Origin of the sequence: Streptomyces abyssalis, assembly GCF_001751365.1 — a bacterium.
Taxonomy (GTDB): domain Bacteria; phylum Actinomycetota; class Actinomycetes; order Streptomycetales; family Streptomycetaceae; genus Streptomyces; species Streptomyces abyssalis.
On record NZ_LJGT01000036.1, the window covers coordinates 47,310 to 62,199 of the forward strand.

Below are 14,890 nucleotides of genomic sequence, written 5' to 3' on the forward strand. Positions count from 1 at the left end.
CCGTGTCAGGGCCGTCCCGCCCGGGCCGTACAACAGGACCGCGCGGCCGCGATTTCGGCTCTGACCTGTAGTAATACTGGCCAGAGGGACAGTGCTACGCTCACTCGGAGGTATCAATGAAGATGCTGATCAATGTGCCGGAGAACGTTGTCGCGGACGCCCTGCGGGGAATCGCCGCCGCGCATCCCGAGCTGACGGTCGACGTGGAGAACCGCGTCGTCCTGCGCCGCGACGCCCCCGTCGCCGGCAAGGTGGGCCTGGTCTCCGGCGGAGGCTCCGGCCACGAGCCGCTGCACGGCGGCTTCGTCGGCCGCGGAATGCTCGACGCGGCCTGCCCCGGCGCGATCTTCACCTCCCCCGTGCCCGACCAGATGACGCGTGCCGCTGCCGCCGTCGACAGCGGCAGCGGAGTCCTGTTCATCGTGAAGAACTACACCGGCGACGTGCTCAACTTCGACATGGCCGCCGAGCTGGCGGAGGACGAGGGCATCCAGGTGAGCAAGGTCCTGGTGCAGGACGATGTCGCCGTCACCGACAGCGAGTTCACAGCCGGACGCCGCGGCACCGGCGGCACGCTGTTCGTCGAGAAGATCGCGGGTGCGCTCGCCGAGGAGGGGGCTCCGCTGGAGCGCGTCGAGGCGATCGCCCGTCAGGTGTCCGACTCCTGCCGGAGCTTCGGCGTGGCCCTCGCACCCTGCACGACGCCCGCGAAGGGCAGCCCCACCTTCGACCTGCCCGCAGGTGAACTGGAGCTGGGCATCGGAATCCACGGCGAATCGGGCCGTGAGCGGCGCCCGATGATGACCTCCGGCGAGATCGCCGACTTCGCGGTGGACGCCGTGCTCACCGACCTGGAACCGGACGGTCCCGTGCTGGCCCTCGTCAACGGCATGGGTTCCACACCCCTGCTGGAGCTGTACGGTTTCTGCGCCGAGGTGCAGCGCGTCCTGGACGAGCGCCGCGTGCCGGTCGCCCGTACCCTCGTCGGCAACTACGTCACCTCGCTGGACATGGCCGGAGCCTCGGTGACCCTGTGCCGGGCGGACGAGGAGACACTGCGGCTGTACGACGCACCGGTGAGCACGCCGTCACTCCGCTGGGGTTGCTGAAGATGAGTCATGGGCACCGGGCCGAACCGCCGGCGCCGTTCCGGGAACGGCTCTCGGCCCTTGTGAAGAGGGAGTTGTCTTGACCGACCTGACCGATGAGCTGGATGCCGGGACCGTCTTCCGCTGGCTCACCACCGCAGCCGCCTCCGTGGAGCGCGAAGCCGACCTGCTCACCGAGCTCGACTCGGCCATCGGGGACGCGGACCACGGCAGCAACCTGCAGCGCGGCTTCGCCGCCGTCGTGACGGCTCTGGGCAAGGAGTCGCCGTCGGCACCCGGAGCGGTACTGATCCTCGCCGGACGTCAGTTGGTCTCCAGCGTCGGCGGCGCCTCCGGCCCGCTGTACGGGACGCTGCTGCGCCGTACGGGCAAGGCGCTGGGCGACGCGGAGCGGGTGACGGGCAGCCAGCTGGCCGAGGCGCTGCGAACAGGAGTGGACGCCGTGGCACAGCTGGGCGGTGCCGCCCTGGGCGACAAGACGATGCTGGACGCGCTGTACCCGGGCGTCGAGGCACTGGCCGCGGGCGGGCCCCACCCGTACGGCGCGGCACGCACCGCGGCCGACGAGGGCGCGCTGGCCACCGTGCCCATGCGCGCGCGCAAGGGCCGCGCGAGCTATCTCGGCGAGAGAAGCGTGGGACACAAGGACCCGGGGGCGACGTCCTCGGCGCTGCTCTTCACGGCGCTGGCCGGGGCGGTCGCCGATGAGTGAGCAGCAGGACACCCCCCTTGCGGGCGGGCAGGCACCGGACCGGTCCGCGGAGGGCAAACCCCAGCCGAGGGTCGGGATCGTGCTGGTCTCGCACAGCAAGGAGGTCGCCGACTCCGTGGCCCGCCTCGCGGTCGGGCTCGCCGCCGGAAGGGACAGCGCGCCGGTCGAAGGCGCGGGCGGCGGGCCGGACGGCGGTCTGGGCACCAGCGCGGAACTCATCAGCGCCGCTGCGCACAAGGTCGACACGGGGGCCGGTGTGGCCATCCTCGTCGACCTCGGCAGCGCGGTGCTGACCGTGAAGGTGCTGCTGGCCGAGGGGGACGATCTGCCCGAGAACGCCCAGCTGGTGGACGCGCCCCTCGTCGAGGGGGCCATCGCCGCGGTGGTGGCTTCGGCGGGCGGCGCGGACCTCGCGGAGGTCGCGGCGGCCGCCGAGGAGGCTTACCACTTCCGGAAGGTGTGAGCGACGCCCGTGACCGGCACGGCCGCCACCGGCGTCGCGGGGCGTTCCGGTGCCCGGCCGTCCCGGGGTCAGGCCCGTCACGCGATCAGGCGGGGCCGCGGAGCCTGGGGGCCGCCGGCGCGCCCCCGGGTGTGCCCGGCGCGGTCTGCGAGTTCCGCGTGGCCGGCTGCTCCTTGCCTCCGGTCCCGGCCTCCTCGGCGGCGTCCGCGGTGGTGCGCGCCCAGTCCGCGAGCCCCGCGACGTCGATGCCGTGCGGGGGACGGCTCCGGTACGGCTCGATGCCGCCGGTGCCGCGCAGCAGCAAACGTGCCCCGCCCCTGGCGTTGCCGCGGGCGAGGTGGGTGATCCCGACGGCGAGCTGCGCGAGGCCCTTCCACAGCGCCGCTTCCGCCTCCGGCGCCGTCTTCCAGGCGTCCTCCAGCACCTCGTGCGCATGGAAGGGCATGCCCTCGTCGAGCAGACGCTGTGCCTCCTCCAGGCTCCGGGCCGGAGTGCGCACGACACCCTCGGGCTGGCGGGCCACGCCCTCCTGTCCGTAAGGAAGCGGCCGTCCCAGTCCGTCGCGGGGGCGGGCGTTGCGGGCCTTGCCTTCGGGGTCGCGGTCGCGCCTGCGCGAGCCGGCCCTGGCACGGGCGGTCTCCGGCGGAGGTCCGGCGGGGGTGGCGGCACCGGCCGGCGGACCCGTACGGGAATCGTGGCCGCAGTGTTCGCACTCGGCCCGTGAGGGGTCCTCACGCACCCTGCCGCACTCCTCGCACACCTGGTTCAGCCAGCACGCCGGCTCCCCGCCCTGCTGCTCGTGGCTCTCCTGCACGTGACGCCCTTCTCCCTCGCTGCACGCGGCCGGTGCCGGTGCCGCACGTCTCGGCCGGTGCCGCCGACGGCCCCTCCGGGGGCGGCGGACATCGCCGTCACCCTCCCGCGAAGACCTCGGTCAGCGGCACGCCGACATCTCCGAGTCTCCCCGCATCGACCGGCAGACCGGAAGTCACCAGTGTGCGGATGGGCCCTGTGACGTCCCAGACGTTGACGTTCATCCCGGCGAGCACCCGGCGCTCCCTGAGCCAGAAGGCGATGAACTGGCGGTCGGCCGGGCTTCCCCTGAAGACGACCCGGTCGTAGCCGCCCCGTCCCACATGGCCCGTGTACTCCATGCCGAGGTCGTACTGGTCGGTGAAGAAGTACGGGAGCCTGTCGTAGCTCGCGTCCTCGCCGAGCATCGATCTGGCCGCCGTGGCGGGCTGGTTGAGGGCGTTGGCCCAGTGCTCGACGCGGATGTGCCGGCCCAGCAGCGGGTGGAAGGCGCGGGCGACGTCGCCCGCGGCCCAGATGTCCGGGTGCGAGGTGCGCAGTGCGGCGTCGACGCGGACGCCGTCGTCGGTCTCGATCCCGGCACCGTCGGCGAGCGCGGTGTTCGGGGAGACGCCGACCGCTACGACGACGGCGTCCGCCGCGATCCGCTCGCCCCCGGGAAGCAGCACACCGCTGACACGGCCGGCCTCACCGGTGATCTCGGTGACATGGGTGCCGCAGCGCACGTCCACGCCGTGATCGGTGTGCAGGTCGGCGAAGACCTGCGCCGTCTCACGGCCCAGCACCCCGACGAGCGGCAGATCGGCCGCCTCCAGCAGGGTCACCCGCACTCCGGCCTCGCGGGCGGCGGCCGTCACCTCCAGGCCGATCCAGCCGCCGCCGATGACGACGAGCCGGGAGGCGGCGCCGAGGGTCTCCTTGAGCGCGTCGCTCTCGGCGAGCCGGCGCAGATAGTGCACGCCGTCGAGGTTCTCGCCCGGCACGGGAAGCCTGCGCGGTGAGGAGCCGGTGGCCAGCAGCAGCTTCGCGTACGGGAGGGTCTCACCGTCCCCGAGGGTGACCGTGTGGCCGCCGGGATCGATGCCGGCCACGGGGGCTGCCAGGCGCAGCTCGACGCCGTTCTCCTCGTACCAGCCGCGCGGATGGACGTAGACCTCGTCGCGCGCCGACATACCTCGCAGGTACTCCTTCGACAGCGGCGGACGCTCGTACGGGCGCTCCTGCTCGTCGCCGGCGAGGACGACCGGCCGGTCCGACCCTCCATCGCGCAGTGCCTCGGCGGCCTTCGCACCGGCGAGCCCGGCACCGGCGATCACGAAGGGGGAAGTCGTCGTCGCGCCCATGCTCTGCTCCTCGGCTGGAAATCGGCGGTGGACGCCCGGCGGTACGGATCGCTCGGCCTGCCTGCGGCTCGCCGCCGGGGAACGTTCGGGCCGGGGCGGTCAGCCGGACGGGCCGTGCGTCCCGGCTGCGCGCAGTTCCTTCTCCAGGGTCCGGAACAGGTCGCTCCAGGAGTCCGCGAACTTCCTGACGCCCTCGTCCTCCAGCGTCGTCACGACGTCGTGGTACGAGACGCCCGCGACGTCGAGGTCGTCGAGGATCTGCTGGGACTCCGCGTACGTGCTGTGGACGGTGTCGCCCGTGATCTCCCCGTGGTCCTCGACTGCGCGGAGGGTCGCCTCGGGCATGGTGTTCACGACGTCCGGCGCGACCAGCCCGGCGACGTAACGGGTGTCGTCGAAGGAGGGGTCCTTCACGCCGGTGGAGGCCCACAGCGGGCGCTGCGGCCGCATCCCGGCCGCTTCTAGCGCCTGCCACCGGTCGCCGGCGCGGGCGCGCTCGAAGTGCTCATATGCGAGGCGGGCGTTGGCGAGGGCGGCACGTCCGCGCAGCGCCTGGGCCTGTGAACTGCCCAGCTTGTCCAGGCGGTTGTCGGTCTCGGTGTCGACGCGGCTGACGAAGAAGGACGCCACCGACGCGATGGAGGACAGGTCGCGTCCCGCGGTGTGCGCCTCCTCCATCCCGTCGAGGAAGGCGCCGATGACCTGGTCGTAACGGTCGAGCGAGAAGATCAGCGTCACGTTGACGCTGATGCCCTCGGCGAGCGCCGCGCTGATCGCTCCCAGGCCCTCACGGGTGGCGGGGATCTTCACGAAGAGATTGGGCCGGTCCACCAGCCACCACAGGCCGCGTGCCTCGGCGAGGGTCGCACCGGTGTCATGTGCCAGGCGCGGGTCGACCTCGATGGAGACGCGTCCGTCCACGCCGCCGCTGGTCTCGTGGACGCCGCGCAGGATGTCGCAGGCCCAGCGCACGTCGTAGGCCGTCATCAGGCGGGCCGCCTCGGCCACGCCGACGCCGCGCCGGGCGAGGTCCGCGATCTGTGCGTCGTAGTGCGGTCCGGATCCGATCGCCCGGTCGAAGATCGTCGGATTGCTGGTGATGCCGACGACGCCCTGCTGGCTGACGAGGCGGGACAGCCAGCCGCCCGCGAGCCGCTCGCGGCTCAGATCGTCCAGCCAGGGGGCCACTCCCTCGTCCGCGAGCCGCTCCAAGGTGTCGGTCATGGTCATCTCCTCGGGTCGTCCTCCCCCCGAACAGCCCATGACTCCAACGTAACTCCGCCCATCCCCGCGCCCATGACCTGCGCGGACGCCCTCGGCGGGCGGGCTCAGCCCTGGGCGATGCCCTCGAACCAGGTGGGCCCGTCACCGGCGGCCTGCTTGATGCGCATGACGACGCCGTCTTCCATGGGCGGCAGGGCGTCGAGCCCGAACCAGCCCACGTCCAGCGACTCGTCGTCGTTGACCCTCGCTTCGCCGCCGGTGGCGCGGCAGCGGAAGCAGATGTCCATGAACTGGCAGATGTCGCCGTTGGGGAAGGTCACCGGCTCCTCCAACGCCTGTACGACGACGACGCGTTCGGCGACGCAGCGCACGGCCGTCTCCTCCTCCACCTCGCGCCGGGCCGCCGCCGCGGGCTGCTCGCCCGGCTCGGGGATGCCGCCGATGATCGACCAGCGTCCGGTGTCGGCCCGCCGGCCCAGTAGGACACGCCCCTCTTCGTCGAACACGACCGCGCTCACGCCCGGCAGGTAGAGCAGCTGGTGACCTGCGGTGGCGCGAATCCGGCGGATGAATTCAGGCGTCGACATGATCCCGAGCCTACGTGTTTACGTACGCCACCCGTCCTCGCCGCTCGTTCACGGCAGGCACATCTCTCCTGTACGGGATATCCACAATCAAGGCCGGACGCACTACGGTTGACGAGCGAAGTCGCAGCCCGTCGCTTCCCGGGGAGTGGAGCGGTACGGGGTGCGCCGGTTTCGGGGGGTCGCAGGGATGACGTCACCTGTGCTCGGGTCGTCCGCGGTGCGTGAACGGGAGAGCGGCGCCGCCGACGTGACAGGGGTACTCGTACTGGGTGCCTGCGCGGGCTGGGCACTGATCACGGCCGCGGGACGGGACGCGAGGCCGGAGGGGCTGCTCCTCGCGGTACTCGCGGTGGGTGCCGGTTACGCCACCGGACGCATCGCGGGTTCCGTGCTGCCCGTCGGCGCCGCCGCCGGAGCGGGGGTTGCGGGGGTCTTTCTCGCCCTTTTCGGGCCGTCGTCCTCGCGCGTCATACCCGGCAGCATCGACTTCGCCGGGCCCGCGGGGCGTTCGGGGGTGACCGCCGCGCTCCTCACGCTGGCCGTGGGCGCCTTCTGCTGTGCCGCTTGGGCGACCGGGGTGCGTGCCGTGCGGCTGGTCCTGCGCCTGCTGGCGGCCGGAACGGTGGTCTGCGCCCTGCTCGCCGGCACTCCGGTCGGATTCGCGGCGGCCCTGGCCGTGCTGGTGTGCTCCCTCGCGGCGGGCTCCGTACGGGGGCGGACGGTGTGCCTGGCCACGCTGGCGCTGGCAGCCGCCGGCGTCACGGGTGTCACCTTCGCGGTGGCACAGGACGGGCTGCCGCGCGGCGCGTACGTCGCACTGCATGAACAACTCACGGATCACCGCGTGGAGTTGTGGCGGGACGCCGTCGCGATCACGCGGGCGAATCCGCTGTCCGGCACCGGTCCGGACACGTTCAAGGATCTGAGCGTCACGGCAGGCGGCAGGGGTCCGGCCGCCGGCACGGCAGGTGGCACGGACACGGAGTCGGACACGGGCACGAGCACGGGCACGGTCACGGTCACGGAGATGAACGCCGGCACGGCGCGCTCCGCGGGCACCGGGCAGGGGACGCTCCCCGCGCACGCGCCTGCGCCTTCCGACGGCAAGCCGCACTCCGCTCCCCTGCAGGTCGCCGCCGAGCAGGGGCTGCCGGGGCTGGCGCTGCTCGCTGCGGCCTTCGGGTGGCTGCTGCTGGCCCTGTGGGCCTCGCCCCGGCCCACGCCCCTCGTACTGACGGCGGGTGCGGCGCTCGCGGCACTGGCCGCGCTGGCGGCGATAGGCAACGCGCTGAGCTTCACCCAGGTCACTGCGGGCGCCGGCCTTCTCGCGGGCATCGCCTGCGCGAGAAGGCTCAGCTGAGGCGCGGCGCCGTGACGGTTCCTTCTGTTACGCGGTCGCGGCTGCCCGAATCGGCCGGACCGGCGGGATCGGCCGGACCGGCGGGATCGCGGGATCGGCGGGATCAGGGCGTGACGGCGGCGCCTGCGAGCAGTCTGCCCTCGGTGTAGGTCGCCGCCGGCTCGGGGAGCCTGGCCGTACGTCCGCCGAGCAGCACGGTCAGACCGCCGGTCGGGGCGGCACCCGGGTCAGGAGCGGTGCCGATCCTGCGCAGGGCCTGGGCGGCGACCGCCTCGGCCGAGCCGAAGAGCACGGGCCCGGGCCCGCCTTCCCCGGTCACGGCCGCGCGGATGCGTCCGCCGACGAGTTCGTAGTGGGTGCACCCGAGGACGACGGCGCGCACGCCGCGCGGGGTCAGCGCGGCGGCCGCGCCGACGGCGACGCCGATGGCGTGCTCCTGAGCGGTCTCCACGGCGTCGGCGAGGCCGTGGCAGGGCACCTCGGTGAACTGGGCGTCCCGCCCGAACTCCGCGATGAGCCGCCGCTGATAGGGACTGCCGGTGGTGGCCGGAGTGGCCCAGACGGCGACCGGACCGCCGCCCTGCGCCGCGGGCTTGACCGCGGGCACCGTGCCGATCACTGGAACGTCGGGCTCCAGTTCCGCGCGGAGAGCGGACAGGGCGTGTACGGACGCGGTGTTGCAGGCGACGATCAGCGCATCGGGCGCGTGTGCGCGCGCCGCCTTGGCGCATGCCATGGCGTGCGCCGTGATGTCGTCGGCGCTCCGCGGGCCCCAGGGCATGCTGCCCGGGTCGCTGGAGAGGACGAGGTCCGCGTCGGGACGCGCTCTGCGTACCGCCGCCGCGGCCGCGAGCAGGCCGATACCCGAGTCCACCAGCGCGATCTTCACGGCAGGCAACTCTAGTCGATCGGCCGTACGGGCCACGCACCTCCTCCCGCCTCACCGCAGGCCCCGGCGTACCGCCCGTACCGCCCGCCGTGCGGCAGACTGCGGCGGATGAGCGCGCTGACCTGGATCGCCTCGACATCCCTCGCCGCATGGCTGTGGCTGCTGCTGTGCCAGGCCCGCTTCTGGCGTACGGACATCCGCCTGCCGCCCCGCGAGCTCCCGGAGCGCTGGCCGGCGGTGGCCGTCGTGGTGCCCGCGCGGGACGAGGCGGAGGTGCTGCCGATGAGCCTTCCCGGACTGCTGGCGCAGGAGTATCCGGGACGGGCGGAGATCTTCCTCGTCGACGACGGCTCCGCCGACGGCACCGGCGCCCTGGCCCGGCGCCTCGCCGCCGAACAGCAGCCGGACGGCCTGCCGTTGACGGTCACCTCCCCCGGCGAGCCGGAGCCGGGGTGGACGGGCAAGCTGTGGGCGCTGCGGCACGGCATGGCTCTCGCCCGCGAGCGCACCGGCGCCGAGTTCCTGCTGCTCACGGACGCCGACATCGCCCATGCCCCGGGCTCGCTGCGGGACTTGGTGAGCGCCGCGACCGGTGCCCGTCTGGATCTCCTCTCCCAGATGGCACGGCTTCGGGCCGACAGCGCGTGGGAGCGGCTCATCGTCCCGGCCTTCGTCTACTTCTTCGCGCAGCTCTATCCCTTCGGCCGGGTCAACCGTCCCGCCTCCCGCACGGCCGCCGCGGCCGGCGGCTGTGTGCTGCTGCACACCGGGGCGGCCGAGCGCGCCCGTGTACCGGAGAGCATCCGGCACGCCGTCATCGACGACGTGACGCTCGCTCGTGCCGTCAAGCGGGCCGGCGGGCGGATCTGGCTGGGGCTGGCGGACGGCGTGGAGAGCGTGCGCCCCTACGACCGGCTGCCGCAGCTGTGGCGGATGGTGGCACGCAGCGCGTACGCGCAGCTCGGGAACAACCCGCTGGTACTGCTGGGAGCGGTCGCGGGTCTGACGCTGGTGTATCTGGTGCCGCCGCTGACGGCGCTGGCGGGGTCCCCCGTCGGGGCGGCGGCGTGGGCGCTGATGGCTCTGACGTATGTGCCGATGCTGCGCTACTACCGGCAGCCGCCGTGGCGGGCACTCGCACTCCCCGTCACGGCGGCTCTGTATCTGCTGATGACGATCGACTCGGCGCTGCGGCACCACCGCGGGCGCGGTGCCTCATGGAAGGGCCGCACGTACGCGTGATCGCCGCGCCCACGGCGGCAGTTGACGACAGGGAAGCCGACGGACCCCGCCCTCCGGGGAAGTTCACCCGCGGGAGCTCACTCGCGGGCGCTCACTTGCGGCCTCGGGTCCACTGCATGCCCCAGCCGTAGGCAGCGTCGACGGTGCGCTGCGGGCTGCTGCCGCGCGGGGTGACCAGATAGCGGGCCTCACGCTGCACGACGAGGTCGCCGCCCTCGTTGGTGATCAGTGCGAGCGCGCAGACGTTGGACGTCACGGTGCACTCGTCGAGCGAGAACTCCACGGGCGCTCCGTGCTGGGGCTGGAGGGTGACGGTGCCGGCGACGCCCTCGAAGCTGCGGGCCCCCTCGTAGATCGTGACGAAGACGAGGATGCGGCGCAGGTCCGCGGCGTGGTCGAGGTTGACGGTGAGGTTCTCTCCGGAGGCGACCGCGCCGGTGCGGTCGTCGCCGTCGAGATGGATGTACGGCGGTTGCTGCAGCGAGCCGAAGGCGTTGCCGAGGGCCTGAACGACGCCCTTGCGCCCGTCGGCGAGTTCGAAGAGCGCGCACAGGTCCAGGTCGAGGTCGGAGTATCCGGCGATGGCCTTGCCGAGCTTCTGGCCCCAGCCCGAGAACTGCTTGTGCACCTGCCAGTTGAGATTGACCCGCAGGACGCCGCCGGAGCCGCCCTGCTTGGTCAGCGAGACGGACGGCGACTGCTTGGTCAGCGTGACCTTGGTGAGCCGCACGGGCGCCCCGCCGGAAGCGGATGCAGGGGTGGGGGCAGAGGGGGGAGCAGAAGAAGGGGCGGACGCGGTTGCGGCAGCCGCGGCGGGCGCCGAGCCGCGCACCGATGCGCCCGCGTCCGCCTGTTCGTCAACACTGATCCCGAAGTCCGTTGCCAGACCTGCCAGTCCGCTTCCGTACCCCTGGCCGACCGCGCGGAACTTCCAGCCGCCCTGCCTGCGGTAGAGCTCACCGAGTACGAACGCCGTCTCAACCGTGGCGTCCGCGCTGTCGAAGCGGGCGATCTCCGCGCCGCCGGACGCGTCCACGAGCCGTACGTACAACCCGGGGACCTGCCCGAACGTGCCGCCGTCGGCGGAGGCGGCCAGCACGATCCGGCCGATGTCCGGCTCGACCTTGCCGAGGTCCGCGCCCAGCACGTCGAGGACGGCGTCCCCTTCGGGGTGCTTTCCCTCGTGCGTCACGGCGCCCGAGGCGTGGCGCGGCTGGTTGTAGAAGACGAAGTCGTCGTCGGACCGGACCTTCCCGGATTCCGTCAGCAGCAGCGCGGACGCGTCCACGTCCACGGGGCCCGTCCCGGACCTCCGGCCCACCTCGATACGCACCGTCTCCGCCGCGACGGACACGTTGCTGCCCTTCTGCATCGTCATGCCACTCCACTCCCCCTCGTCGTTCCGCCGTGGCGCCACGGCGGCCTGTTCACCGCGCTCCAGCCGCGACCGGCACATTCCGTTACAACATCTCGACACGTCCCCGCGACCGTTTTTGCCGGGTTCGCTCGTATTAGTGATGGGGAGTCACGGCAAGCACGAGAAACCGCTCCTTGACCGGGGTCCCCAACGGCCACATTTTGGGCTTACCTTATGGGCATGACCTCCCCCCGCTACTCCCCTGGCGGCTACTACGCTGGCCCTTCCTACCCCGACACACCGATCTACGACATGCTCGTGAACGAGCGCGGCACCCCGCAGATCGCTCCCATCCGGGTCCCGTCGGCGTACGAACCGATGCCTTCCCTCGCCGCACTGCCCCCTGCACTCCCGGCACTTCCCGCCGGCCCGAGTCACCACCAGCAGCACACGCCCCCGCAGGGATACCCGGGCGCCATGGGCCACCAGCCCCCGCCGCCCGGCATGGCGCATCCCGCGCCCCTGCAGTCGGCTCCGCTGCAGCAGACGCCCGCGCCCTACATTCCGCAGCAGGCACCCCAGCAGCGCGGTTATCCGGACCCGCGGCAGCAGCCGCAGCAACAGCCCCCACCGTCGCAGCAGATGCGGCCCGTCGCACCTCCGCGCCCTGCCGCGCCCCGTCCTGCCGCACCGCGGCCGGCCGCGCCCCGGCAGATGCCGAACTCGTACGACGACCCCTACGGCGGCCACCAGTACCCGGGCCGCGGCTACTGACGGCCACTGACCTGATCCGGCCGTTCAACTGCCTCACGGTGGTGGGAGGATGGCCGTATGACGTCCGCGTGGCTGGCATCGCTCCACCTCTACCCGGTGAAGGCACTGGCGGGGACCGAACCTGAGGAGCTCAGGGTCGAGCCGTGGGGCCCGGCCGGGGACAGGCGCTGGATGCTGACGTCTCCGGACGGCAGCCAGGTCACGCAGCGCGAACACCCACGTCTCGCACAGGCACGCGCGCTTCCGCTGCCCGGAGGGGGAGTCAGGGTGGCGGCTCCGGGGAGGGAGCCGCTGGAAGCCGGTGTTCCGCCGGCGGGCCAGGACGTCGTCCCGGTGCGGCTGTTCGGGAAGAAGCTGGAAGTGGCGGCTGCGGACGCGGCGTCGAGCGAGTGGTTCTCGGAGTATCTGGGCACACCCGTGCGGCTGGTGCACCTGGACGCTCCCGAGCGGCGACGCCCCCTCGACCCGCGGTTCGCACGCGAGGGCGAGACCGTCTCCCTCGCCGACGGCTTTCCCCTGCTTCTCACCACGGTCTCCTCGCTGGACGCCCTCAACTCGCTGATCGCACAAGGCGATCACGCCGACGAGGGCCCGCTGCCGATGAACCGCTTCAGACCGAACCTCGTGGTGCGGGGAAGCGCCCCGTGGGCCGAGGACGGCTGGGAGCGGCTCCGCATCGGAGAGATCGTCTTCCGCGTGGTCAAGCCGTGCGGCCGCTGTGTGGTGACGACGACCGACCAGTCCACGGGCGAACGCGGAAAGGAACCGCTGCGCACCCTCGCCCGCCACCGTCGCTTCGGGGACCAGTTGGTATTCGGTCAGAACCTGGTCCCGGAGCATACGGGCAGGGTGCGCAGCGGCGACTCGGTAGAGGTGCTCGCCTAGACAATGCCTCGCGGCATCAGGGAGGTGCCTGGGCGAGCCCCTCCTCTCCGGCTCTTCCGGGATTCCCGGCGCACCTGGTGCCGTGGCGGATGTGCGCCGGTGTGTCCCTTCCGCCGGTGTCCTCACGGCCTCGGCGGGTGTCCTCGCGGCCTGCCGCCGTTCAGCCGCCGTCCTCCTCCATCAGCCGCGAGCGGATCAGGAACCGGACGCCTTCCGGTGCTTCCAGCGAGAAGCCGCTGCCACGTCCCGGCACCACGTCGACCGTGAGGTGTGTGTGGCTCCAGTACGCGAACTGGCTGGCCGACATCCAGAACGGCACCGGCTCGTCGACGCCGTCCACCGCCAGCCGCCCGAGCAGCACGTCGGAATCGCCCGTGCGCAGCTCGCCGAGCTGGTAACACATCGGAGAGCTGCCGTCGCAGCAGCCGCCCGACTGGTGGAACATCAGCGGCCCGTGCTGCTGCGTCAGCCGCCGGATCATCGTGGCGGCCTCCTCCGTGAAGCCGACCCGCTCCGGCACGGGGGCCGCCGTGCGTTCCCCCTCCGCCTGGTCCGCTGACGACATCAGAAGAACCCGAGCTTCTTCGGCGAGTAGCTCACCAGCAGGTTCTTGGTCTGCTGGTAGTGATCGAGCATCATCCTGTGGTTCTCGCGGCCGATGCCGGACTGCTTGTACCCGCCGAACGCGGCGTGCGCCGGATAGGCGTGGTAGCAGTTCGTCCACACGCGCCCGGCCTGGATGGCGCGTCCCGCACGGTAGGCCGTGTTGCCGTCGCGGCTCCATACGCCGGCGCCGAGGCCGTAGAGGGTGTCGTTGGCCGTCGCCATGGCGTCGTCGAAGTCGGAGAAGCCGGTGACGGCCACGACCGGCCCGAAGATCTCCTCCTGGAAGACGCGCATGCTGTTGCTGCCCTCCAGGATGGTGGGCCGCACGTAGTAGCCGCCCTCCAGCTCGCCGCCCAGCTCGGCACGTGTGCCGCCGGTCAGCGCCTTGGCGCCTTCCTGCTTGCCGATGTCGAGGTAGGAGAGGATCTTCTCCATCTGGTCGTTGGACGCCTGCGCGCCGACCATCGTCTCGGTGTCCAGCGGGTGCCCCTGGACGATCTTCTCCGTACGGGCGACGCCCGCGTCGAGGAAGTCCCGGTAGTGGCCCTGCTGGATGAGGGCGCGCGACGGACACGTGCACACCTCGCCCTGGTTGAGGGCGAACATCGTGAAGCCTTCCATCGCCTTGTCGTAGAAGTCGTCGTCGGCGGTGGAGACGTCGTCGAAGAAGATGTTCGGGCTCTTGCCGCCGAGTTCGAGCGTGACGGGCTTGAGGTTCTCCGAGGCGTACTGCATGATCAGCCGGCCCGTGGTGGTCTCGCCGGTGAAGGCGACCTTGGCCACCCGGGGGCTGCTGGCCAGCGGTTTGCCCGCCTCCGCGCCGAAGCCGTTGACGATGTTGACGACGCCGGGCGGCAGCAGGTCGGCGACCAGGCTCATGAAGAAGTGCACGGAGGCCGGGGTCTGTTCGGCCGGCTTGATGACGACCGCGTTGCCGGCGGCCAGCGCCGGCGCCAGCTTCCACACGGCCATGAGGATCGGGAAGTTCCACGGAATGATCTGGGCGACGACGCCGAGCGGTTCGTGGAAGTGGTAAGCGACGGTGTCCTCGTCGATCTCCGACAGTGACCCTTCCTGCGCCCTTATCGCTCCGGCGAAGTAGCGGAAGTGGTCGATGGCCAGGGGAATGTCGGCGGCCAGGGCCTCGCGTACGGGCTTGCCGTTCTCCCAGCTCTCCGCGACGGCGAGTTCCTCGAGGTGGTCCTCCATGCGCTGGGCGATCCGGTTGAGCACCGCGGCGCGTTCGGCCGCCGGCGTGCGCGCCCAGCCGGGTGCCGCGTCGTGCGCCGCGTCGATGGCACGTTCCACGTCCTCGGCCGTGCCACGGGCGATCTCCGTGAAGGACGCTCCTGTGACGGGTGTGGGGTTCTCGAAGTAGCCGCCCTGTTTCGGGGCGACGTAAGTCCCCCCGATCCAGTGGTCGTAGCGGGACTTGTATTTCATGACGGCCCCGTCGGACCCGGGCGCGGCGTAGCGGCTCATCTCTGCCTCCCCTTGGTGCGGGCGGCCCGCCGCATCCCTTCGGC

Annotated in this window: 15 protein-coding genes; 7 read left to right on the forward strand and 8 right to left on the reverse strand. The window is 72.1% G+C overall.

Features of this window, described 5'->3' with window-relative positions:
* Positions 1–116 precede the first annotated feature (116 nt).
* The 3 genes from dhaK to AN215_RS01040 all read left to right on the forward strand — a co-directional run bounded on the left by dhaK (position 117) and on the right by AN215_RS01040 (position 2,284).
* On the forward strand, positions 117–1,109 hold the full coding sequence (dhaK, locus tag AN215_RS01030) for a dihydroxyacetone kinase subunit DhaK (RefSeq protein WP_070012718.1): 993 nt from the start codon (positions 117–119) through the stop codon (positions 1,107–1,109).
* Positions 1,110–1,188: 79 nt separating this feature from the next.
* Entirely contained in the window at positions 1,189–1,821 is a 633-nt protein-coding gene (dhaL, locus tag AN215_RS01035) for a dihydroxyacetone kinase subunit DhaL (protein WP_079122573.1), read from the forward strand.
* Positions 1,814–2,284, forward strand: a complete 471-nt coding sequence (locus tag AN215_RS01040; protein WP_079122574.1) for a PTS-dependent dihydroxyacetone kinase phosphotransferase subunit DhaM — start codon at positions 1,814–1,816, stop codon at positions 2,282–2,284. The genes dhaL and AN215_RS01040 overlap by 8 nt, the downstream gene beginning before the upstream one ends.
* 85 nt (positions 2,285–2,369) lie before the next feature.
* Here AN215_RS01040 and AN215_RS28295 read toward each other — a convergent pair whose 3' ends face one another.
* From AN215_RS28295 to AN215_RS01060, 4 genes are all read right to left on the reverse strand, one after another.
* Positions 2,370–3,023: a DUF309 domain-containing protein gene (locus tag AN215_RS28295; RefSeq protein WP_079122639.1), complete on the reverse strand. Its 654-nt coding sequence runs from the start codon at positions 3,021–3,023 to the stop codon at positions 2,370–2,372.
* Between the two features lie 172 nt (positions 3,024–3,195).
* Positions 3,196–4,440, reverse strand: coding sequence for an NAD(P)/FAD-dependent oxidoreductase (locus AN215_RS01050; RefSeq protein ID WP_070012717.1), 1,245 nt, complete (start codon positions 4,438–4,440; stop codon positions 3,196–3,198).
* A gap of 99 nt (positions 4,441–4,539) precedes the next feature.
* Positions 4,540–5,664 (reverse strand): transaldolase, encoded by a 1,125-nt coding sequence (tal, locus tag AN215_RS01055; RefSeq protein ID WP_070012780.1) that lies wholly within the window; start codon positions 5,662–5,664, stop codon positions 4,540–4,542.
* A gap of 104 nt (positions 5,665–5,768) precedes the next feature.
* A complete protein-coding gene (locus tag AN215_RS01060; protein WP_070012716.1) occupies positions 5,769–6,251 on the reverse strand; it encodes an NUDIX hydrolase in 483 nt (160 codons plus the stop codon).
* A gap of 187 nt (positions 6,252–6,438) precedes the next feature.
* Between AN215_RS01060 and AN215_RS30175 the strand changes: the two genes are divergently transcribed.
* Entirely contained in the window at positions 6,439–7,611 is a 1,173-nt protein-coding gene (locus tag AN215_RS30175) for a hypothetical protein (RefSeq protein WP_070012715.1), read from the forward strand.
* Positions 7,612–7,714: 103 nt separating this feature from the next.
* On the opposite strand, the gene AN215_RS01070 is transcribed toward AN215_RS30175, so the two are convergent.
* Positions 7,715–8,500, reverse strand: coding sequence for a glutamate racemase (locus tag AN215_RS01070; RefSeq protein ID WP_070012779.1), 786 nt, complete (start codon positions 8,498–8,500; stop codon positions 7,715–7,717).
* Positions 8,501–8,608: 108 nt separating this feature from the next.
* Between AN215_RS01070 and AN215_RS01075 the strand changes: the two genes are divergently transcribed.
* Positions 8,609–9,742: a glycosyltransferase gene (locus AN215_RS01075; RefSeq protein WP_070012714.1), complete on the forward strand. Its 1,134-nt coding sequence runs from the start codon at positions 8,609–8,611 to the stop codon at positions 9,740–9,742.
* A gap of 91 nt (positions 9,743–9,833) precedes the next feature.
* On the opposite strand, the gene AN215_RS01080 is transcribed toward AN215_RS01075, so the two are convergent.
* Positions 9,834–11,114 (reverse strand): TerD family protein, encoded by a 1,281-nt coding sequence (locus tag AN215_RS01080; RefSeq protein WP_070012778.1) that lies wholly within the window; start codon positions 11,112–11,114, stop codon positions 9,834–9,836.
* A 225-nt stretch (positions 11,115–11,339) separates the two neighbouring features.
* Here AN215_RS01080 and AN215_RS01085 point away from each other — a divergent pair, with 225 nt between their 5' ends.
* Positions 11,340–11,873 (forward strand): DUF6643 family protein, encoded by a 534-nt coding sequence (locus AN215_RS01085; protein ID WP_171904105.1) that lies wholly within the window; start codon positions 11,340–11,342, stop codon positions 11,871–11,873.
* Positions 11,874–11,930: 57 nt separating this feature from the next.
* A complete protein-coding gene (locus AN215_RS01090) occupies positions 11,931–12,758 on the forward strand; it encodes an MOSC domain-containing protein (protein WP_070012712.1) in 828 nt (275 codons plus the stop codon).
* Positions 12,759–12,918: 160 nt separating this feature from the next.
* Here the strand turns inward: AN215_RS01090 and AN215_RS01095 are convergent, their stop codons facing one another.
* On the reverse strand, positions 12,919–13,323 hold the full coding sequence (locus AN215_RS01095; RefSeq protein WP_070012711.1) for a DUF779 domain-containing protein: 405 nt from the start codon (positions 13,321–13,323) through the stop codon (positions 12,919–12,921).
* Positions 13,323–14,846: an acetaldehyde dehydrogenase ExaC gene (gene exaC, locus AN215_RS01100; RefSeq protein ID WP_070012710.1), complete on the reverse strand. Its 1,524-nt coding sequence runs from the start codon at positions 14,844–14,846 to the stop codon at positions 13,323–13,325. The genes AN215_RS01095 and exaC overlap by 1 nt, the downstream gene beginning before the upstream one ends.
* Between the last annotated feature and the right edge of the window lie 44 nt (positions 14,847–14,890).

Coding starts and splice junctions, on each gene's coding strand:
- AN215_RS01060 (WP_070012716.1), bottom strand. CDS start 6,251: ATGTCGACGCCTGAATTCATCCGCCGGATTCGCGCCACCGCAGGTCAC.
- AN215_RS01040 (WP_079122574.1), top strand. CDS start 1,814: ATGAGTGAGCAGCAGGACACCCCCCTTGCGGGCGGGCAGGCACCGGAC.
- AN215_RS01085 (WP_171904105.1), top strand. CDS start 11,340: ATGACCTCCCCCCGCTACTCCCCTGGCGGCTACTACGCTGGCCCTTCC.
- AN215_RS01095 (WP_070012711.1), bottom strand. CDS start 13,323: ATGTCGTCAGCGGACCAGGCGGAGGGGGAACGCACGGCGGCCCCCGTG.
- tal (WP_070012780.1), bottom strand. CDS start 5,664: ATGACCGACACCTTGGAGCGGCTCGCGGACGAGGGAGTGGCCCCCTGG.
- exaC (WP_070012710.1), bottom strand. CDS start 14,846: ATGAGCCGCTACGCCGCGCCCGGGTCCGACGGGGCCGTCATGAAATAC.
- dhaK (WP_070012718.1), top strand. CDS start 117: ATGAAGATGCTGATCAATGTGCCGGAGAACGTTGTCGCGGACGCCCTG.
- AN215_RS01080 (WP_070012778.1), bottom strand. CDS start 11,114: ATGCAGAAGGGCAGCAACGTGTCCGTCGCGGCGGAGACGGTGCGTATC.
- AN215_RS01050 (WP_070012717.1), bottom strand. CDS start 4,440: ATGGGCGCGACGACGACTTCCCCCTTCGTGATCGCCGGTGCCGGGCTC.
- AN215_RS30175 (WP_070012715.1), top strand. CDS start 6,439: ATGACGTCACCTGTGCTCGGGTCGTCCGCGGTGCGTGAACGGGAGAGC.
- AN215_RS01075 (WP_070012714.1), top strand. CDS start 8,609: ATGAGCGCGCTGACCTGGATCGCCTCGACATCCCTCGCCGCATGGCTG.
- AN215_RS01090 (WP_070012712.1), top strand. CDS start 11,931: ATGACGTCCGCGTGGCTGGCATCGCTCCACCTCTACCCGGTGAAGGCA.